Annotated in this window: 17 protein-coding genes; 11 read left to right on the top strand and 6 right to left on the bottom strand. The window is 70.7% G+C overall.

What is annotated here, in order from left to right; all coding sequences use genetic code 11:
* Positions 1 to 108: 108 nt before the first annotated feature.
* Genes HUT10_RS08710 through HUT10_RS08690 form a run of 5 tightly spaced genes read left to right on the top strand, consistent with a single transcriptional unit; the run spans position 109 to position 6,873 of the window.
* Entirely contained in the window at positions 109 to 1,113 is a 1,005-nt protein-coding gene (locus tag HUT10_RS08710) for a LacI family DNA-binding transcriptional regulator (protein ID WP_176170706.1), read from the top strand.
* Positions 1,114 to 1,141: 28 nt separating this feature from the next.
* Positions 1,142 to 2,446: an ABC transporter substrate-binding protein gene (locus HUT10_RS08705; RefSeq protein WP_176170705.1), complete on the top strand. Its 1,305-nt coding sequence runs from the start codon at positions 1,142 to 1,144 to the stop codon at positions 2,444 to 2,446.
* A gap of 32 nt (positions 2,447 to 2,478) precedes the next feature.
* Positions 2,479 to 3,438, top strand: a complete 960-nt coding sequence (locus HUT10_RS08700; protein ID WP_254896765.1) for a carbohydrate ABC transporter permease — start codon at positions 2,479 to 2,481, stop codon at positions 3,436 to 3,438.
* Positions 3,435 to 4,256 carry a carbohydrate ABC transporter permease gene (locus HUT10_RS08695; RefSeq protein WP_176170703.1) on the top strand — a complete coding sequence of 274 codons (822 nt, stop codon included), beginning with the start codon at positions 3,435 to 3,437 and terminating at the stop codon, positions 4,254 to 4,256. The genes HUT10_RS08700 and HUT10_RS08695 overlap by 4 nt, the downstream gene beginning before the upstream one ends.
* A 40-nt stretch (positions 4,257 to 4,296) precedes the next feature.
* The gene (locus HUT10_RS08690; RefSeq protein WP_217709561.1) at positions 4,297 to 6,873 is read left to right on the top strand and encodes a hypothetical protein; all 2,577 of its coding nucleotides are present in this window, start codon (positions 4,297 to 4,299) and stop codon (positions 6,871 to 6,873) included.
* Between the two features lie 231 nt (positions 6,874 to 7,104).
* Here the strand turns inward: HUT10_RS08690 and HUT10_RS08685 are convergent, their stop codons facing one another.
* Both HUT10_RS08685 and HUT10_RS08680 read right to left on the bottom strand, forming a co-directional pair.
* Positions 7,105 to 9,240 carry a glycosyltransferase family 39 protein gene (locus HUT10_RS08685; protein ID WP_176170702.1) on the bottom strand — a complete coding sequence of 712 codons (2,136 nt, stop codon included), beginning with the start codon at positions 9,238 to 9,240 and terminating at the stop codon, positions 7,105 to 7,107.
* A complete protein-coding gene (locus HUT10_RS08680) occupies positions 9,237 to 9,677 on the bottom strand; it encodes a GtrA family protein (protein ID WP_176170701.1) in 441 nt (146 codons plus the stop codon). Before HUT10_RS08680 ends, HUT10_RS08685 begins: the two co-directional genes overlap by 4 nt.
* Positions 9,678 to 9,865: 188 nt before the next feature.
* Between HUT10_RS08680 and HUT10_RS08675 the strand changes: the two genes are divergently transcribed.
* The 5 genes from HUT10_RS08675 (at position 9,866) to HUT10_RS08655 (ending at position 14,046) form a co-directional block, all read left to right on the top strand.
* A complete protein-coding gene (locus HUT10_RS08675) occupies positions 9,866 to 10,543 on the top strand; it encodes a response regulator transcription factor (protein ID WP_176170700.1) in 678 nt (225 codons plus the stop codon).
* An 8-nt stretch (positions 10,544 to 10,551) separates the two neighbouring features.
* Positions 10,552 to 11,892, top strand: coding sequence for a HAMP domain-containing sensor histidine kinase (locus HUT10_RS08670; RefSeq protein WP_176170699.1), 1,341 nt, complete (start codon positions 10,552 to 10,554; stop codon positions 11,890 to 11,892).
* A gap of 253 nt (positions 11,893 to 12,145) precedes the next feature.
* Positions 12,146 to 12,739 carry a hypothetical protein gene (locus HUT10_RS08665; RefSeq protein ID WP_176170698.1) on the top strand — a complete coding sequence of 198 codons (594 nt, stop codon included), beginning with the start codon at positions 12,146 to 12,148 and terminating at the stop codon, positions 12,737 to 12,739.
* An 11-nt stretch (positions 12,740 to 12,750) separates the two neighbouring features.
* On the top strand, positions 12,751 to 13,149 hold the full coding sequence (locus tag HUT10_RS08660) for a hypothetical protein (protein ID WP_176170697.1): 399 nt from the start codon (positions 12,751 to 12,753) through the stop codon (positions 13,147 to 13,149).
* Positions 13,150 to 13,242: 93 nt separating this feature from the next.
* Positions 13,243 to 14,046 (top strand): alpha/beta fold hydrolase, encoded by an 804-nt coding sequence (locus HUT10_RS08655; RefSeq protein ID WP_176170696.1) that lies wholly within the window; start codon positions 13,243 to 13,245, stop codon positions 14,044 to 14,046.
* 312 nt (positions 14,047 to 14,358) lie between these two features.
* On the opposite strand, the gene HUT10_RS08650 is transcribed toward HUT10_RS08655, so the two are convergent.
* From HUT10_RS08650 to HUT10_RS08635, 4 genes are all read right to left on the bottom strand, one after another.
* A complete protein-coding gene (locus HUT10_RS08650; protein ID WP_176170695.1) occupies positions 14,359 to 14,727 on the bottom strand; it encodes a hypothetical protein in 369 nt (122 codons plus the stop codon).
* 251 nt (positions 14,728 to 14,978) lie between these two features.
* A complete protein-coding gene (locus tag HUT10_RS08645; protein WP_176170694.1) occupies positions 14,979 to 15,320 on the bottom strand; it encodes a hypothetical protein in 342 nt (113 codons plus the stop codon).
* A 377-nt stretch (positions 15,321 to 15,697) separates the two neighbouring features.
* Positions 15,698 to 16,693: a ferritin-like domain-containing protein gene (locus HUT10_RS08640; protein WP_176170693.1), complete on the bottom strand. Its 996-nt coding sequence runs from the start codon at positions 16,691 to 16,693 to the stop codon at positions 15,698 to 15,700.
* A 432-nt stretch (positions 16,694 to 17,125) separates the two neighbouring features.
* Positions 17,126 to 17,557 (bottom strand): ATP-binding protein, encoded by a 432-nt coding sequence (locus HUT10_RS08635; RefSeq protein WP_176170692.1) that lies wholly within the window; start codon positions 17,555 to 17,557, stop codon positions 17,126 to 17,128.
* A 247-nt stretch (positions 17,558 to 17,804) separates the two neighbouring features.
* Here HUT10_RS08635 and HUT10_RS08630 point away from each other — a divergent pair, with 247 nt between their 5' ends.
* Complete coding sequence (locus tag HUT10_RS08630; RefSeq protein WP_176170691.1) at positions 17,805 to 18,434, top strand: fasciclin domain-containing protein; 630 nt, start codon at positions 17,805 to 17,807, stop codon at positions 18,432 to 18,434.
* Positions 18,435 to 18,731 lie beyond the last annotated feature (297 nt).

Below are 18,731 nucleotides of genomic sequence, written 5' to 3'. Positions count from 1 at the left end.
CAGTCACTGTTACGGCCGGATTTGACCGGTCAAACTACGGAGAGTACGGCATTCGCGTGCGAGTGTCACCAGTTGCGGAGACGACGAGTGGTTCGACGAGGACAGGACGTGACGCTGCGGCAGGTGGCGGCGCACGCCGGTGTGTCCCACCAGACCGTGTCGAACGTCCTCAACGCGCCCGAACGCGTCGACCCGGCCACGCGCAGCAGGGTGCGGGAGGCGATCGAGGCACTGGGCTACCGGCCGAACCGGACGGCGCGCAGCCTCGCCACCCGCCAGGCGGGGCTGATCGGGTACTGCCTGTCCCGCCACTCGGGGCACAGCCTGTACATGGACGCGTTCCTGCACGCCCTCACCGCGGCCGTCGAAGCGTCGGGGCGGCACCTGCTGCTGTTCACCGCGCCCGAGGGCGAGGCCGGGCTCGCGACCTACGCCGACCTCGTCGCCCAGCAGGCCGTCGACGCGTTCGTGCTGTCCGACACCGTCGGGGAGGATCCCCGGCACGCGTGGCTCGCGGGTCGCGGCATCCGGTTCGCCTCCTTCGGCCGGACCTGGCCGCGGCACGGGCGGCAGGCCGGGTCGTGGGTCGACGTGGACGGCCACGCGGCCTGCGCCGAGCTGGTGACGCGGCTGCACCACGCCGGGCACGACCGGATCGGCTTCATCGGCTGGGACAGTCCCGACGCGGGCGGAGCCGGCAGCGACCGGCGGGACGGCTGGCGGTCCCGGTGCCGGGACCTCGGCCTGCCGGAACCGGAAGCCCGCGCGGACTCCGACAGCCTGGAGGGTGCCGCGCGAGCGGCCGCGGAGTTGCTGGACGACCGGGAGCCGCCGACGGCGATCGTCGCCGCGACCGACCTGCTGGCCGTCGGGGTGCTGGGCGAGGTGCGCCGCCGCGGATCGCGGCCCGGCCACGACGTCTGGGTGACGGGCTTCGACGACTCGTTGCTGGCGACATCGGTGGAAAACGGCCTGACCACGGTTCGCCAGCCGACCGCCGAGATCGCGACGACGTTGGTCGGCCTGCTGGACGCCGAGCCCGGTGCCGCGGAAGCCGGTGTCCTGCTGCCCGGGCAGATCGTGGTCCGGGGCAGCGCCCCGCTGGGTTTGTGAACATCAATGGTGATGGGAGACAACGAGCATGGCTGGACCGGGAACGACCGCACTGCGGGTGGCGGCGATGGCGGCGGTGGGGGCACTCGCCGCCGCCTGCGGCGGCGGAAGCGGCAGCGGGGCGGGGGCCACCGGCAGTGCGGCGCCGGCGCTGGACGGACGGGGTGACATCACCTTCGTCACCGGCAAGGACACCTCCAACAACATGCAGAAGCTGGTGGCGGAGTGGAACTCCGGCCATCCCGGCGAGCAGGTGCGGATCGTCGAGCTGCCGGAGTCGGCGGACGCCCAGCGGCAGCAGCTGGTGCAGAACGCCCAGGTGAAGTCCACCGCCTACACCGTGCTCAACCTCGACGTCGTGTGGACGCCCGAGTTCGCCGCCAACCGGTGGGTGGTCGAGCTCCCGCGTGACCAGTTCGACCTGGACAACTTCCTGAAGCCGGCGGTGCAGACCGCGGAGTACCGGGACAAGCTGTACGCCGTCCCGGTGTACTCCGACGGCGGGCTTCTCTACTACCGCAAGGACTTGCTGGCCAAGGCCGGGGTCGCGCCGCCGAAGACCTGGGACGAGCTGACCGCCGCGTGCCAGAAGGTCAAGGCGCTGCCCGAGGCGGCGAACGCGGGCTGTTACGCCGGGCAGTTCGAGAAGTACGAGGGCCTGACCGTCAACTTCGACGAAGCCGTGCACTCGGCCGGCGGAACGATCGTCGACGACTCCGGCAAGCCCGCCGTGGACACGCCGCAGGCCAAAGCCGGTCTCGACCGGCTCGTGCAGGGCTTCAAGTCCGGCGTCATCCCCCAGAAGGCGATCACTTACAAGGAAGAAGAGGGCCGCCGGGCCTTCCAGGCCGGCGAGCTGGTCTTCCAGCGGCAGTGGCCGTACCAGTGGGCGCTGGCGAACAAGACCGACGGATCCTCGACGGTGGCGGGCAAGTTCGACGTCGCGCCGCTGCCCGGGGCGGCCGGTCCGGGTGTCTCCAGCCTGGGCGGGCACAACTTCGCCATCTCGGCGTTCGCCGAGCACAAGGCGACGGCGCTGGACTTCATCAAGTTCTTCACCACCGAGCAGGCGGAACGGTCCAACCTGCTGGCCACGTCGCAGGCGCCCACCCGGACCAAGCTCTACGACGACCCGGAGCTGCTCAAGCAGTTCCCGTACCTGCCGACGTTGAAGGCTTCGATCCTCGGCGCGAAGCCGCGGCCGAAAGCCGTCCGGTACGGGGACGTGACGACGGCGATCCAGGAAGCCGCGTACGCCGCCATCTCCGGCACCAAGGACAGCGCGGCCGCGCTGAAGGAGCTGCAGACCCAGCTCGGGGGCCTGCTCAAGTGAGCACGGCAACGCCCGTGCGGCGGGGCAGGGCGGTGAGCGAAGCCGGACGGCTCGCCGCCCTGCTGCTGTCGCCGACTTTCGTGGTGCTCGCCCTGGCCGTCGGCTACCCGCTGGTTTCGGCCCTGCGGGAGTCGCTCTACCAGTCGGGGCAGGCCGTCGACGCCGACGGTTTCGTCGTTCAGGGCGACCAGTTCGCCGGTCTGGACAACTACACCGGCATCTTCGGTGGTCCCGCGGCGGCCCGGTTCTGGAACGCCTTCGGCAACACGACGCTGTTCACCGGTGTCACCGTCACCCTCGAGGTGGTCATCGGCGTGGCCATGGCGCTGGTCATGCACCAGGCGCTGCGCTGGCGTGGCGTGGTGCGGGCGAGCATCCTGGTGCCGTGGGCCATTCCCACGGCGGTCTCGGCGATCCTGTGGCGGTGGATCTTCCAGGCCGACGGGGTCGCGAACGCGATCATCGGCCACCAGGTGCTCTGGACCACCGAAGGCTGGCAGGCGAAGTTCGCCGTGATCATCGCCGACACGTGGAAAACCGCGCCGTTCATCGGGCTTCTGGTGCTCGCCGGCCTGCAGGTGATCCCGCGCGAGGTCTACGAGGCCGCGCGGGTGGACGGCGCCGGAGCGGTGCGGCAGTTCCGGTCGATCACCCTGCCGCTGATCCGGCCGATCCTCGCGGTGGCGGTGCTGTTCCGCGTCCTGGACTCGCTGCGGATGTTCGACCTGCCGTTCGTCCTCGTCGGCAACCGCAAGGAGTCGGTGGAGACGCTGACGATGCTGGCCTGGGACGAGGCCAGCAACCTGAGGTTCGGCCCGGCGGCGGCCTACGCCACCGTGCTGTTCCTGTACGTGGCCGCCGTCGCACTCGTGTTCGTGAAACTGCTGGGCGCCGACGTCATCGGCGAGGCGCGCGACCGGACCCGCCGGAGACGCCGCCGGCCCGCTCCCGCGCCGGCCCACGAGCCCGTTCCCGAGGTGGTTCCGGTATGAAGTACCGCGCCGTGTTCCGCTACGGCGGCTTGGTGGTCATCCTCGCCTACTGCCTGGCCCCGTTCTACTGGATGGTCGTCTCCGCGCTGCGGCGGCCGACCGACCAGTTCTCGCTGACGCCCTTCCCGGTTCCGGTGTCCGTGGCCAACTTCACGGCCGTGTTCGGGGTGGACGTCGGGTTCGGCCGGGCGTTGCTCAACAGCCTCGTGGTGGCCGGGGTCGCCACGGTCCTCACCCTGCTCATCGGGCTGTCGGCGGCCTACTGCCTGGCGCGGCTGCGGTTCCGGTTCAAGAACGCGGCCGCGGCGATCATCATCGCCACGTCGATGTTCCCGGGCATCTCGCTGGTCGTGCCCCTGCTCAAGCTGTTCACCGACATCAACTGGATCAACACCTACCAGTCGATGATCGTGCCGAGCATGGCACTCGCCCTGCCGCTGGCGGTGTGGAACCTCAACGCGTTCTTCCGGCAGATGCCCGGCGAACTCGAGGAAGCGGCCATGATCGACGGCTGCACCCGGCTCGGTGCGTTCCGCCGGGTCATCCTGCCGCTGGCCGCGCCCGGGGTGTTCACCACGGCGATCATCACCTTCGTGACCGCGTGGAACGAGTTCATCATCGCGCTGTCGATGGTGAACGACAAGTCGATGCAGACCGCGACCGTGGCGATCTCCCGCTTCACCGGCGCGTACAGCTTCGACCAGCCCTTCGGCACCCAGATGGCGGCGGGTGTCGTCGTCACCGTGCCGCTCGTCGTGCTCGTGCTCGTCTTCCAGCGCCGCATCATCGCCGGCCTCACCGCGGGCGGTCTCAAGTGACCGGCCGTGCCGCGCCGGACGAAACTCCTTGGAGGTAACCGTGTTGCGCACGCGATCCGGTGTGCTCGCCGTACTCGTCCCGCTCTGCCTGACCGCTGTCCCCGCCGCCGCGACGGCGGGGACGAGCCCGCCCGGCCCTCTGCTGGTGGCGGGGTCCGGAGCGGACGAACCGACCACCACCACCCGCCTCGCCGACCGGCGGTCGCTGATCACCGGTGAGCAGGCGTACGTGCTCGGCGACGAGTCGGGGCAGTACCCGGCCGCGGGGTTCCACATCCGCGGGGAGATGGGCGGGTTCTGGGCGCCGCCGATCAAGCTGCTCGACGGCCTCTGGTTCCGGGTGGGGGACCAGTGGCTGGGCACCGGCGCCACCGCCGTCGGCTACGCCAGTGGTGACGGGTACGAGCGCTTCCGCTACCGCACCACCGGCGGCGTGACGGCGGAGCGCGTCCAGTTCGTACCCGACGGATCGGCCACCACCCTCATCGCGCTCAGCCTGCGCAGCCCGGTCAGCCGTACGGTCGATCTCCGGGTCGACGCCCACTCGGAGCTGCTGCCGGCCTACCCGTGGACGTCGACCACACCGTCATCGGCCGCCGTGGACCTGCCCGACACCGCGAGCACGGACGGAACGGCGCTGACCTTCCGCGACACCGGGACGTCGTCGGCGCCCGGAGCGCGCCCGCACGACTACAGCGCGGTCGTCGCCGGCGATCGGCCACCGGTGGCGACCGCCACGGCGGGGCCGCACCGGGGTCCGCAGGACCCGCCCGTGCTGTGTCCCGCCACCGGCACGGCTCCGTACCGCTGCGACGACAGCAGTGCCGGCAAGGGGGCCGGAGGCGCTCTCGACTACCGGGTCGACGTCACGGCCAACCGCACGACGACGCTGTGGTTCGCGGTGGCCGGCTCCACCACGAGCGCCACCGAGGCGGCCCACGCCGCCCGGACGGCGCTGGCCGCCCCTGCCGCCGCCTGGACGAACAAGCTCGCGGTACGACGGGCCGCGGTCGCCCCGACCCAAGTGGACCTGCCGGGTGACCGTGCGCTGCAGGCCGCGGTCCAGTGGAGCAAGAGCAACCTCGCGGATTCGGTGCAGCAGGCCCGGAACCTGCAGATCCGGCCCGTGTCCGCCGGCACGGCCTACCCGCCCGCGGCCGGTACCGTCCCGTCCGCCCGGTGGATCGGCGCCGGTTTCCCCGACTACCCGTGGCTGTTCGGCACCGACGGGGAGTACACCGCCTTCGCGGCCGTGGCGGCCGGTCGCTTCGACCTGGTCCGCGACCACCTGCGCGCCCTGCGCGACGTCAGCGACCTGGTCAACCGGCGCAGCGGGAAGATCGTGCACGAAGTCGTTTCCACCGGTGACGTGTACTTCGGTGCCAACGGCGACCCGGGCAACACCGACGAGACCGCGAAGTTCCCGAGCGTGGTGGCGTTGCTGTGGCGCTGGAGCGGGGACGACCGGGTCCTCGACGACTTCTACGACCTCTCCGCCCGCGCGCTGAGGTACATCGCCACGAACCTCGACGCCGATCACGACGGCTGGCCCGAGGGGCTGGGCAACGTCGAGCGTCCCGGCATGGGCGCGGAAAAGCTGGACAACGCCGTCTACTACCTCCGCGGCCTCGCCGACCTCGCCGACATGGCCGAACGCCGCGGCGACCGCGCGACCGCCCGCTGGGCGCAGACCCGCTTCGAAGACCTGCGCGGCCGGTTCGACGCGACCTGGTGGGCCGGCGACGACGCCGCCGGGTACGGCGACTCCCTCGGTGCCGACAACACGCCCGTCTTCCAGCGGCACTGGATCGGGCTGACCCCGCTCGAAGCGGCCCTCCCGGGCGCGCGGGAACTCGCCTCCCGGCGCCACGCGCAGCAAACCCTGCAACGCCGGGAAGAGGACTGCTACAGCGGCGACCTCGGCCTCTACCACACCGGGACGGGCCCGACCAGCGCTTCCGGTGGCAACCCCGGCCCCAGCTGCGACCAGGTGGTCACCACGGTACCGGCCGAGCGGGCCGTGTACTCCTTGAACACCGCGATCATGGCGGTGGCCGAAGGCAACTACGGCAGGCTCGGCCGCACCCAGCAGCAGCGCTACACCACGGCGAACACCCGGATCCAGCTCGACCCGGCGATCTGGGAGAAGCCGGGCGCGATGCCGGAAGTGGCCCCGTCGCCCGACTTCACGGCGAACATCGACCGTCCGTTCACCGACCGCTCGATGGTCCTCCAGGCGTGGGGCACCTACGGCGTGCTCTGGCCGGTCGTGCACCAGCAACTCGGTGTCGACCCCGATCTGCCTCACGGCCGCATCGCGGTCGTTCCCCAGATCCCGCAGGGGCAGCACCGCATCGCGGGTTCGGACATCCGGCTCGGCACCGGCTCCCTCGCCGTCCGCGCGACGAGTACCCCAGCGAGCCTGACCACGTGGTTCTCGTGGACCGGAACCGCCGCGGTCACGGTCGGGGCCGTCCTCCCCCCGGGGAAAACGGTCACCGGCGTCTCGTTCGGCGGCCGCCCGGTGCCCTACCGGCTGGTCGCCACGTCCCGAGGTGACCAGCTCGAGGTGGAGGTCACCGGCAAGTCGGGCGAGCTCCAGGTTCGGCTTCGGTGAACGGTCGGTCCGTCCGGCGTTCGCGGCCGGCGCCGGTCGGACCGGGGATCGGAATCGCCGCTCGTCTCCGGCGGACCGCTCGCCACCACGCTCGGACACGGCGGAGGGATCGCTGCCGGACCGCGCCGAAGTCAGTGAGGCGGTGCGATCCGGGCTGTGCGCGGCCGAGCGGGAGCAGGTGGCGGAGCCGTGGCCTGAGAAGGGGACGCCGGCTCCGCCCTGCGGACTCGCTCAGGCGTGGCACTCGTAGAGGGTCTGGGCTCCCATCGGCCCGGCCTGCTGCGCCGCTTGACCGCCGTAGGCCGCCGGGTCGACCGCCGTGCAGTGCTGGGTGATCCACTGCTGACGCTGCCGGCCCGCGCCGCCGGACATGCCCGGCATTCCGCGGCTGTCGCCCGTGTTGCCGCCCAGGACGAACTTCAGCTTGCCTTCGGCGGTCCACTGCTGCAGCTGGTCGACGGAAGGGGAGTCGTCGCTGCCCATGAAGCCGCCCATGCCGATGACCGTCTCGTCGGAGCCGATGATGAAGCCCGCGGCCATGGTCGCCGCGCCGTCGACCGCGAGAGTGATCTCCGCGTTTCCCTTGTGCTGCCTGGCGTACTCGAGGACGCGCTGCTGCTCGTCGGTGAGCTTGCCGTCCATCATGCCGCCGAAGCCGCCCGCCCGGCCACGGCCCGAACCGCCCGGTGGCTGCTGGGAGCCGCCGCCGGGGAAGGCCGCGTCGGTACCGCCCGGGAACCCGCCGGTGCCACCGGGGAACTGCGGCAGGTCGCCGGTGCCGCCCGGGAAACCACCCGGGCCGCCCGGTCGCAGGCCGCCGAAGCCGCCGCCGTTCGGGCCCGCCGCCGGCATCACACCGAGGTTCTCGCCGGTCGCCGCGGTCGCGGTCGACCACACCGCCGGGACCAGCAGCAGCGTGACCAGGCCCAGCACCAGCGACACCCGCGAGAACACCGCGCGGCGGGCCTCGGCGAGCCGCGCGCCGAGCAGTGCGGACACCGTGACCACACCCGTCACCAGGACAGACCAGCGCGTCCAGCCGTGCCAGGACGCTTCCCGGCTCGCCAGCACGAACGCCCACACCGCGGTGAGCGCGACCGCGGCGGGCAGCAGCAGCCACGAGGCCGCCCCGTCCCCGCGGTAGGCACGCCAGAAGCGGGCGAGGCCTGCCGCGGAGATCGCCGCGATCGCCGGAGCCAGCATCGTGGTGTAGTACGGGTGCCAAATGCCCTGCGCGTAGCTGAACACCACGCCCGTCACCAGCAGCCAGCCGCCCCAGGCGAACCAGCCGGCCCGCGACGCCGGATCGCCCGGTCCCTTCGCCCGCACGCCCTGGACCGCGACGACGACCAGCACGAACAGAGACAGCGGCAGCAGCCACGAGATCTGCCCGCCGACCGACGGCCCGAACATCCGGCCGAGACCGGTGTCGCCGCCGAACATGCCGCCGCCCATCCCGGACGGCAGGCTCATCCCTTCGGGAAGATTCGGGCGGGCGCCGCCACCACCGGGACCGAAGTTGCCTTCGTCGCCGAAGATCCGGCCGAAACCGTTGTAGCCGAAGATGAGGTTCCACGCGGTGCCGTCGGTGCTGCCGCCCATGTACGGCTTCGAGTCCGGCCACCAGTCGTGCAGCGCCGCCCACCAGAACGACGACGCGAACAGCACGACGGCCGCGCCGAGCAGGTCGAAGATCCGCCGTTTGACCGGCACGCTCGTCCCCACCAGGTACGCCAGGGCGAACCCGGGCACGACGATCCACGCCTGCATCATCTTCGTGACGAACCCGCAGCCGATGAAGAAGGCACACCACAGCAGCCATTTCGTCCGGGCGCGGCTCGTGTCCGCCTTCACCGAGCGCGTGAACGCGTACGCCGCCGCGATGAGCAGCAGCACCAGCAGCGTGTCCGGGTTGTTGTCCCGGTTGATCGCGACGGTGATCGGCGTGAGCGTGAGGATCAGCGCGGCCAGCAGGGCGACGTTCTCACTCGCCCAGCGCCGGACCGTGCGGTGCAGCAGGAACACCGCGGCGACGCCTTCGATCACCTGGGGTAGCAGCAGGGCCCAGCCGTGGAAACCGAACACCAGCACCGAAAGCGCCTGCGGCCACAGCGACATCGGCGGTTTGTCCACCGTGAACACGCCGTACGGATCGAACGAGCCGAACAGGAAGTTCGTGAAGCTGTCCGTCATGGACTTCACGGCGGCCGAATAGTACGTGTTGCCCAGCTGGCCCGCGCCGATCCGCCACGCGTAGAGCACGGTCGCGGCGACGCAGATCCCGGCGAGCGCCCAGACCTGCCACCGCGTCCGGGCCGGGGCAGCGGCGCGGCCGGCCGGTGCCGCTTGGTCGGCGGCGACTGTCATTCTTCGTCCTTTCCTCGGGATTTGCGGAAGATGCAGCTGCGCAGCAGCACGAACCGGCCCGCGGTGCCCGGCACCGAGGCCGCGAAGAGCACGGTGAGCTCCAGCGCGCGGCCCGGTGCCGGATCGAGCCAGTGCAGGGCCGGCAGCGCGGCGGAGGTGAAGGCGTGGTGGAGCCCGAAGACCACGAGCCCCTGCACGTGTGCCTTGCGTCGGGAAGTGGCGGCCCCGGCAAAGGTGAAGCGGCGGTTGGCCTCGGTGTTGAACAGCGTGGTGAGCACGAGCGCGGCAAGGTTGGCCACCAGCACCGGCCGCCACAGCCGGAACACCGCGTACAGCACCAGGTTCGCGACCGTGGAGACGACTCCGATCACGGAGAACGACAGGATCTCCCAGAGCCGGCCGCCGCTCGGCGAGCCTCCGGTCGCGCCGACCGACATGCTTCCTCCGTTCGGGGTTTCCCACGGCCGAGTACGACGCTGTGTGACCGGTTACGTGACTCTCACGGTGGGCCACCGATCGTGAGAATGGCCTGGAATTAACCTGAGAGAATCGTTAGAGGTGGATCTCTCACCCCGGTGGTGAGATCAACAGCCGGCGCACAGAATCGCCGCGTAACCTCTGGCCGGTGCGACTGCTGGTGGTGGATGACGACCCCGACGTGCGGGAGAGCCTGCAGAGGAGTCTGGAGTTCGAGGGCTACGACGTCGGGACGGCGACCTGCGGGACGACGGCGCTGGCGGTCTTGGCCGGCGAGGCGAAACCCGACCTGGTCATCCTCGACGTGATGATGCCCGAGGTCGACGGGCTGGAGACCTGCCGCCGGCTGCGGGCGGCGGGGGAGCGGCTGCCGGTGCTGATGCTCACCGCGCGCGACGCGCTCGGCGACCGGGTCACCGGCCTCGACTCCGGGGCCGACGACTACCTCGTCAAGCCGTTCGCGCTCGAGGAGCTGCTCGCCCGGGTCCGCGCGCTGCTGAAGCAGAACCGCGGCCGCCGTTCCGTGCCGGAGGTCCGCCGCATCGGCGACCTCGAGCTCGATCCCGGCACCCGTGAGGTCACCCGCGGCGGGCGGCGGGTGGACCTCACACCGACCGAGTTCGACCTGCTCTCCGTGTTCCTCGACGCGCCGGGCAAGGTGCTCACCAAGCATCAGCTGCGGCAGGCGGTGTGGAGCGGGGAAGCGAGCCGTACCAACAACCTCGACGTCTATGTCAGCTACCTGCGGCGCAAGACGGAAGCGGGCGGGGCGAGCCGGCTGCTGCACACCGTCCGCGGTGTCGGGTTCGTGCTGCGGGCACCGTGAGGCCCCGGATGCTGCTGCGCAGCCGCGTCGCGCTGATCACCGCGGCCATCGTCGCGTTCGCGATCGCGTCGATCAGCACCGTCACCTACGTGTCCACCCAGCACAACCTGCGTGCGCAGCTGGACGAGACGCTGCTCGGCGGCTGGCCGCCACCCGGTGCGCAGGACCCGGCCCTGCCGAAGCCGGACTGGGCCGGCCTGTGCCGGGCGGTCGACGGCAGCCGTCCGCTCCAGCGGTTCCTCGAAGGCGTCCAGCTGATCAAGGCCGACGGCGCGGCCTGCACGCCGCCGGGTGTCGACGCCGTCGTCCTCGATCCGGCGGACCGCGCGACCCGTGCGGTGGCGCTGCGGGACGGCTACACGGAGTCCGGCACGCCGGTGCGGGTCCTGCTCGGCCCGGTCGGCGACGGGAACGTCCTGGTCATCTCGCGCAGCCTCGCCGACGTCGAGAGCACGCTGAGCGGGTTGCGCAACGTCCTGGTCGTGGTGTCGGTGCTGGGAGCGGCGCTCGCGGCCGCGGCGGGTCTGGTGTTGACCCGCCGGACCCTCGAGCCGATGGCGCGGTTGACCGGCGCTGCCGAGGAGATCGCCCGCACCCAGGACCTCGACATCCCGGTCGCGGTGTCCGGCCGCGACGAAGTGGGTCGCATGGGGCGGGCGTTCGCGGCCATGACCGGTGCGCTCGCCGAATCGCGCCGTCGCCAGCGAGCGCTGGTGAGCGACGCAGCCCACGAGCTGCGCACGCCGTTGACCAGTCTCCGGACCAACATCGACCTGCTCGCCCGCAGCGAGCACACCGGCCGGCCGCTTGTCGACGAAGAGCGCGCCCGGACGCTGGACCGGCTGCAGGTGCAGGCGGAGGAGCTGGGCGACCTCGTCACCGAGCTGGTGGTGCTCGCCCGTGACGAGCAGGAGCTGGAGCACGCCGACGTCACGATGCCGGCCGTGGTCCGGCAGGCGGTCCGGAGGGCTTCGAGTCGTGCCCGGGACCACGAGTTCGACGTCGAAAGCGCCGAGTGGCGGGTGCGTGGCGACGCGGCCGCGCTCGAGCGGATGGTGCTCAACCTGCTCGACAACGCGATCAAGTTCTCACCAGCGGGGTCGGTGATCACGGTGCGTTCGACCCCCGGCCGGATCGCCGTCGCCGACCTGGGTCCCGGGATCCCGCCGGACCACCGGGAGGTCGCGTTCGAGCGGTTCTGGCGGGCGCCCGAGGCTCGGTCGCTGCCGGGTTCGGGACTCGGCCTGGCGATCGTCGCGGACATCGTGGCCGCACACGGCGGGCGTGCACGGTTCGACGAACCCGGCGATGGGCGGGGTGCGCTGGTTGTGGTCGAGTTGCCAGGTTGACCGGCGGCTTTCCTCGTTGGCGCACTTCGGGTAGCCGGTGAAGCCGGGCGTCAATTCGATGGTGCCGACGCGGAAGCCGTTGACGAACAGCTCGTACGGCCAGTGGCCGGCAACGTCGGCCTGATGGCTTTACGCCCGTTGATGATTTCTTGACGGATACCCTGCCGGTCCCGACGAAGCGTTAACGCCGTCCGGGCCTGGTTCGCGCCTAGGCTCGGTTTTCCGAACACGAACTACCACTGGGGATTCACCTATGCGTTCTTTTCGCGTCCTCGTAACGGCTTCCGCCACGGCGTGCGGGCTGGTGCTGGCCACGGTCCCGGCCGGGGCCGCGCCGGCCGGCGACGTTCAGGACCTGCTGCACGCCTGGGCCGACGCGGGTGCGCCCGCCGGCGGCGGCACTTTGGACAGCCCGGAAGGCCGACGGCTGACCGAAGCCCTCGACAGCACGGCCACCCCGCAGCTATCCGTCGCGGCGGCGGCTGCGTATCCGGCCTGCCACGGAACCTTCCCGTCGAACGGCGTCGCGAACATCACCGTGCAGTCGTCGGCGGCGCACGGGATTCCCTGGGTGGTCAAGCTGACTTCGGCGAACTCCCGGTTCGGCGTGGTGGTGCTGTCGGCCCAGATCTACGCGAACAACCGGCAGGCCAATGTGTACGCGCCGCACACCGAACCGTGGAACTACAACTTCCACGGCCCGCTGCCTCGCAAGTTCCAGAAGGTCGGCGGCGGCACTTACACCATGCCGGACGGGGCGACCGTGTCGTTCCTGTTCGTGTGGCACTCCGCGGCTCACCCGTCCGAGGGTGGCTACGCTTACCTGACCTGCAAGTACGACATCTGAGGCCTTCACGCATGCAGACCGCGGACGAGAACGAGTACGTCATCGAGGAGTTCCGGCCGATCCGGCACGACCTCCTCGCCGCCGGGCTGCATGCCGAAACCGGGGATCCCCACCGTGTCGCGGGGGATCCCCGGCTCCTGGCCTGGCTGCGCGTCGACGGCGAGCGGATCGGTGTCCTCGCCTTCGACGAGGTAGCCGCGCCAGCCGAACGGCTGAGCACCCTGGCCGGCTTCACCCAGGACCTCGTGGTGGAAAACGTCTTCACCGACGGGCGCAGTTTCACCTGGCCCCGCTGCCTCGACCGGTCCCACCGGCATCCCATGGTCGTCGTGCTCGACGACGGCCGAGCGCTGTGGCGGTGCCCGCGCGACGCCGGTCTCGCCGTATCGATCGGCGAACTCGGAGCCTGACGGCGTAGCCGTCCGATCGCTCCGGGTTTCTGACGCTGTTTTGTGTCAGTTTGGAGTCAGGGGCGTGTCAGGCGGGCCGCCGACAGTGGCGGCATGACGAACACCAGCGCTTCCTCGGCTTGGACCGGCATGCTGCCGGTCGACGACACCGCTCTCGCCGTCACCGACACCGGTGGCCCCGGTATCCCGGTGCTCTACTGCAACGGCCAGTTCGCCACCCAGGGTTACTGGCGCCGCGTCCTCGCCGAGCTCGGCGAGTTCCGGCACATCACCTTCGATGAGCGAGCTCGCGGCAAGTCGAAGCGTTCGGTGGACTACTCCTTCGAAGCCGCCGTCCGAGACGTCGACGCCGTGCTCGCGGCTCGGGGTGTCGAGCGAGCGCTCCTGGTCGGCTGGTCCTACGGGGCGGTCGTCGCGGCGCACTGGGCCGAGCGGAACCCGGAACGGGCGATCGGAGCGGTCCTGGTGGACGGTGCGTACCCCTACGACTGGCTCGACGAGGCGATGGAGCGGCGCATCCGGAAGCTGTTCAAGCGCCTGAATCTGGTCATGCCATTGCTGCGCCCGACCGGGTTGACCCCGCGGATGAGCGCGGCGCAGCAGGCCGAGAGCAACATCGAGCTGGGGGTGCTGTCGCGCGAGCGCGAGCTGGGGCCGGTGCTGGACGGCATCACCGTCCCGGTGCGGTACGTGGTGGCTTCGGGGACGTCGTTCGGGAGCAAGGGCGACGAGCAGGAACGGCTCCGCACCAGTCTTGACGGGGTGACCTTCCGTAACCCGAACATCGAGGTGAGCGCGAAGGTCGCGAGCAACCACGGCGCAATTCTGAAGAAGGATGCCCCGGCCGTCGCCGCGGCCGTCCGCGAGGTCGCGAACTTCAGGCGCGCCGACGGCTGAGCCGCCGCTCAGGTGGCCTTGCGGAGGTGAGCTGAGGAACGGCAGGAAGCCTGGTTCTCCGTCGCTGGGGCCGACCTGACGCGGCCAGGCCCGGGAGACCTTCGAAAGCAAAAATCAGGCGGGTGGGACCGGCGTTTTTCCGGCGTCGTGACCGGGCCCACCCGAAGCGGCGCCGTCCGGCGGTGCAGCGTATCCGGAATGCGGAGCCGGAGTGTGCCGCTCACTCCACATTCGGGAAACGCAACGCACCGTCGGACGGCGCCTCAAAACCCGGAGCCGGTTACCGCGTGAACGGACGGCTCCGGTGCTGGATCAGTTGCCCTGGCTCGTGCCGCCGTCGGACAGCTCGCCCGAGGCACAGTTGTAGGCCGACTCGCTGCTGGCCTCGTGCGAGCCCGGCGACAGGATCGGCACGCCGATGCCGTTGAGCGAGTTGCGGATCGGCACCTGGACACCGAGCACGTTGACGTCGTTACCGCACGCGCCCACCGTACCGTTGACGTTGTGCAGCACGTCCGTGTTGTTCAGGTTCACCAGTCCGACCTGCCCGGTGAAGTCGTGATCGGCGTAGTGGTGAGCGTGGTGGTGGTGCTCGTCCGGGGTACCGGCCGCGGCGACGCCGCCGGCCAGGAAGGCGCCGGCGGCTGCTGCGGCCACGACGAACCCGATCTTCTTCAGCATGACTTGCTCCTCGGTCAACGATATCGGAGAACGGGGCGGCAGTTGGTGTGTGGTTCCGTCCCGTAGGAAAAACATATACTGAACCCGGCGAGTTGATACCACTTGATCCCACCATTGTGTGGTTTACGGGATGTGATGACTGAGGCGGATCAACCCCGATCGGGTTATTTCCCGTTTTTCCGATGCCGACACCGTTCAGTTGTGGGTCCGACGGTCGCTCGCGTGGTAATGGGTTCTTTGGTGAGCGCACGCTATCCGGGCCACGCCTCGGCTTCGGCCGTGAGGGCGGTGGTCACGTCGATTTCGCCCGACCGCACCCGCCACGCGAGGGTTTCCGGTCGTGGTTGCAGCAGGTGCCACCCGATGACGTCTTCGTCGCGGTAGCGGGGGTCTTCGTCGTCACCGATGCCCAAGGCCGCGAAGTACTTGCGGGCGGCCCAGGTCTCGGGAACCCAAGCGCGGGCCCAGCGCATGACGATCCTGGCGAGGTGGTTGCGGCCGTCCGCCGGGTGGATCAGACGGTCGCCGGCGGTGCAGACCAGGTGTGGCGTGTAAGCCGCGCCGAGTGGCGCGACGGCGATTTCGGTGTTCATTTCTCCAGTTCGCGAGAGTGGACGGCCGTACCCGGCTCTTGTGCGCTGTTGCGTTCGAGAAAAGCGGACGCCCGGAGACTGCCGAGTGCACGCGACCCTTCCGGGCGCGGCTCCGCTTTGGACCGGGGACCATCTTACAAAGAGCGCGGGAGCCCTGGAACCGGGCCTTGCAGGCGATGTCTTCGTCCGTCCTGTTGGTGCGCGGCGGGCGCGTATGCGCACGGAAAGAACGATTCCCGGATCGGAAGCACGAGCCGGGACGAACCACAGGGTGCGATTCCTGTTGCGTTGCCGTGCGACCGCGGAATGCGCCCTTCCGCGAGCGAAGTGGAGGGGGTGCCGGACCGCCCCGACGGTGGGCCGGCACCCGGCTCCGGTCAGTTGGCGGCGCTGGTGTTCACCTCGCCGTTGACGCCCTTGGGGAAGAACCCGCCGGAGGTGGCGGCCTTGTTGGTCAGGTACACGATGTTGAGGACCTGGCCGGGGGAGCGGCTGTAGGCGATGCCGTTGGCGTCGGTCGGGACGATGTTGGCGTTGCCGCGGTTGTCGATGACGCCTTGGTCGTCGTCGGCCGGGCCGTCGAGGCTGTCGCGGGCGTTGGACAGCTTGACGCTGGCTTCGCGCAGGTCGCGGCCGAGCAGGCCGAGGCCGCGGATGCCGTCGCTGTGCTGGTAGAGGGCGCTGCGGATGTTGCCGGCGTGGTAGGCCTCCACGGCGAGGATCCCGGCGGCGGCTTCGAGGTAGGTCTTGTTGGTGATCAGCGGGGCGGCGCCCTTGTAGGCGGTGACGCCGACGTCTTCGAAGAGGAACGCGGCGAGCAGGAAGTTCTCTTCGCAGGCGAAGGCGTCGAAGCTGTGGCCGGGTTTGACCAGGCCGGCGGCTTGGGCGGCGGCGGTGAAGCTGGCCTGCAGGTCGATCGCGGGTCGGCTGACCGCGGCCGAGCCGAGCGCGGTGCGCAGGAACTGGACGTGGGCTTTCTCGTCGCCGGCGATCTCCTGGGCGTACTGGCGGGCGGCCTTGGTCTTGAACTTGACCGCGCGGCCGCCGGTGACGCCGCCGCGGGTGCCGGTGCCGGTGGTCATGGAGTCGGCGAGGCCGTTGCCGGTGACGGCGTGCAAGTAGAACTCGGCTTCGAGGTATTCGAGGTTGAGGGCGAAGTTGAGGACTGCCCCGTCGCTGACCTCGCCGGAAGCAGCCGCCGCGGCGGGCCGGGCGGTGGCCGCGGCTGCGGGGCCTGCGGTGAGGCCGCCGAGGGCTCCGGCGCCGACGACGCCGAGGCCGGTCATCCCGGCCGCCTTGAGGAACCGGCGGCGGTCCTGGTCGTTCTCGGCGCTCCGGTTGATCATCGAAGCGGCATAGCGCTTGCCAAACACGGACGAATCTCCTCCCCGCCCGCGCGCGGAGACGGCGGGCGTCACCCGCCGCCAGGCTCCGGCGCCGGGATGGATCCTTCGTGGACACTTCCCGTTCGGGGCGGCCCGCCGCGTGGATGGGTCGACCCCGAATCGGCTTGCGGATTCGGCGGGTGCGCACCTCCGGCCGATGACGGCAAACTACGGTCGGCTACCCGCTACTCGACGGTAGGAGCAACTTTGGGGTGAAGGAGCACCTGCTAGCTGCACCCGATCCGATGATGGTCGCCGTCCTGAATCGCGACTGACGGTTAATCCGAACTCGAAAGGGCGAGATGGAGGGACACGTCCCCAGCGGGTGACGCGCCGCCGCCACCGGCAACCGCTCGAGCCGGTCCGGTCGGCGATCGAGTCGGTGACCGAACCGGAGTCGCGTGAAGGCCGGGGCGTGTGTCAGGTTGCGGGGAAGCCCTGGATCGGCACCAGCGCCCAGACCACCTTTCCGGCGCGGTCGAGCCGCACACCCCAGTCGAGGGACAGCTGGCCCACCAGCCGCAGGCCGTACCGGCCGGAGCCCGGATGGCCGGCGCGCACCGCCGCGACGTCCGGATCGTGGTCGCTCACTTCGACGAGCAGGTGCTCCCCGGCGCGGGCGACCTGCAGCTCGCGGACCGCGGTGGCGTGTCGGTACGCGTTGCCGACCAATTCGTCGATCACGAGCATGACTCCGCCGAACCGGCCATCGGGGCACGCGCCGAACGTCAACGACTCGGCGACCCGCGACCGGACCTCACGCAGATCCGGCAGACCGCACAGGGAGACCCTGGTACCGGCCGCTCCGGCCGGCTCGCGGGTGAGCCGCGCCAGTTCCTCGTCGAAATCCACTGCCGAACCGACCTCTCCCGCGACGTTCGCCCGATTCGGATTCGATCCGGTTGTCCTCCCGGATTGGTCTGCGTCGTCGGCGGGCCGCGGTCACTTCCGAACGGTCTTCGCCCGATCGGGTTGAGCGCGGGGTTCGACCCACCCGGACGGATCGCGGCCGCGAACTCGGCGTAAGTGATCGCATCCGGGGCCTGACCAGATCGAACCGGCCCGCTGCGAACTCGTTTCCACTCGATCAGGAGTTTCCGTGACCAAGGTCCGCTTCACCGGCATCGGCCTGGCCGCTGCCGCCGCACTCACGCTCAGCGCGTGCGGCAACGGAGCCGGCTCCGGTTCGGCCGGCCCGGGCCGGCCGATAGCAGCGCCGTCGCCGAGCATCGCCGGTGCGACCGGTACGCCGGACGGGGTGACCACCAGGGCTGACGTGTTCGGGCCGGCCTGTCCGCAGTTGCCGCCGGGCTCGCTGGACTGGATGAGCTCGCAGCCGGCCGCGACGGCTGTCTCGGGCAACTCGCTGCTGACCGAACTGACCGCGGCCATCGCGGCCGCCAAGATGGACGACACGCTCAACAGCCCTCACGGCATCACGGTGTTCGCGCCGGCTGACCCGGCTTTCGACACCCTCGGCGAGGCCGAGTCCACCGAGCTGGCGCGGACCCTGCGTTACCACGTTCTCGGCCGGCGCTACGACGCCAAAGGCCTCTCGACCGCGGGCACGGCGACGACCCTCGACACGGCCGGTGGCCCGCTGAAGATCGAAGGATTCGGTGAAACGATGACGATCAACGGCGCGAAGATCCTGTGCGGCAACATCCCCACCGAGAACGCCACGATTTTCGTCATCGACAAGCTGCTGACGCCGGGAAGCGCGAAGTAGCAAAGGCTTCCGGGCCGCGGAACATCGTTCCCCTGCGGACGGCCCGGAACGCCGGCCGCCGTCGCAGTCCCACCGCCACCGGGGACCGCGGCGGCGGCCGGCACTCCGCCGGCGCCGACGGGCACCGGCACGGGAGCGGGTGACGGTTCGGGGGAATCGTCACCGTGCCGGGGGTGGTGCACCGTCCCCGGCACGGCGGTGGGTGCAGGGTGGGGACCCGCACCCACCGCCGAGACGGACTGCGGTGGGACGCGGCGAGGCGGGCCGGTCAAGCCGCGATCCGGGCGACCGGCCGCC

Origin of the sequence: Amycolatopsis sp. Hca4, from assembly GCF_013364075.1 — a bacterium.
Lineage (GTDB): Bacteria > Actinomycetota > Actinomycetes > Mycobacteriales > Pseudonocardiaceae > Amycolatopsis.
The sequence above is the reverse complement of the archived record's forward strand: the minus strand, read 5'-3'. Positions and strand labels throughout refer to the sequence as shown.

Excerpts from the sequence above, each read along its gene's own strand:
- HUT10_RS08705 (WP_176170705.1), top strand. The coding sequence starts at position 1,142 with ATGGCTGGACCGGGAACGACCGCACTGCGGGTGGCGGCGATGGCGGCG.
- HUT10_RS08695 (WP_176170703.1), top strand. The coding sequence starts at position 3,435 with ATGAAGTACCGCGCCGTGTTCCGCTACGGCGGCTTGGTGGTCATCCTC.
- HUT10_RS08685 (WP_176170702.1), bottom strand. The coding sequence starts at position 9,240 with ATGACAGTCGCCGCCGACCAAGCGGCACCGGCCGGCCGCGCCGCTGCC.
- HUT10_RS08680 (WP_176170701.1), bottom strand. The coding sequence starts at position 9,677 with ATGTCGGTCGGCGCGACCGGAGGCTCGCCGAGCGGCGGCCGGCTCTGG.
- HUT10_RS08670 (WP_176170699.1), top strand. The coding sequence starts at position 10,552 with ATGCTGCTGCGCAGCCGCGTCGCGCTGATCACCGCGGCCATCGTCGCG.
- HUT10_RS08665 (WP_176170698.1), top strand. The coding sequence starts at position 12,146 with ATGCGTTCTTTTCGCGTCCTCGTAACGGCTTCCGCCACGGCGTGCGGG.
- HUT10_RS08660 (WP_176170697.1), top strand. The coding sequence starts at position 12,751 with ATGCAGACCGCGGACGAGAACGAGTACGTCATCGAGGAGTTCCGGCCG.
- HUT10_RS08655 (WP_176170696.1), top strand. The coding sequence starts at position 13,243 with ATGACGAACACCAGCGCTTCCTCGGCTTGGACCGGCATGCTGCCGGTC.
- HUT10_RS08650 (WP_176170695.1), bottom strand. The coding sequence starts at position 14,727 with ATGCTGAAGAAGATCGGGTTCGTCGTGGCCGCAGCAGCCGCCGGCGCC.
- HUT10_RS08645 (WP_176170694.1), bottom strand. The coding sequence starts at position 15,320 with ATGAACACCGAAATCGCCGTCGCGCCACTCGGCGCGGCTTACACGCCA.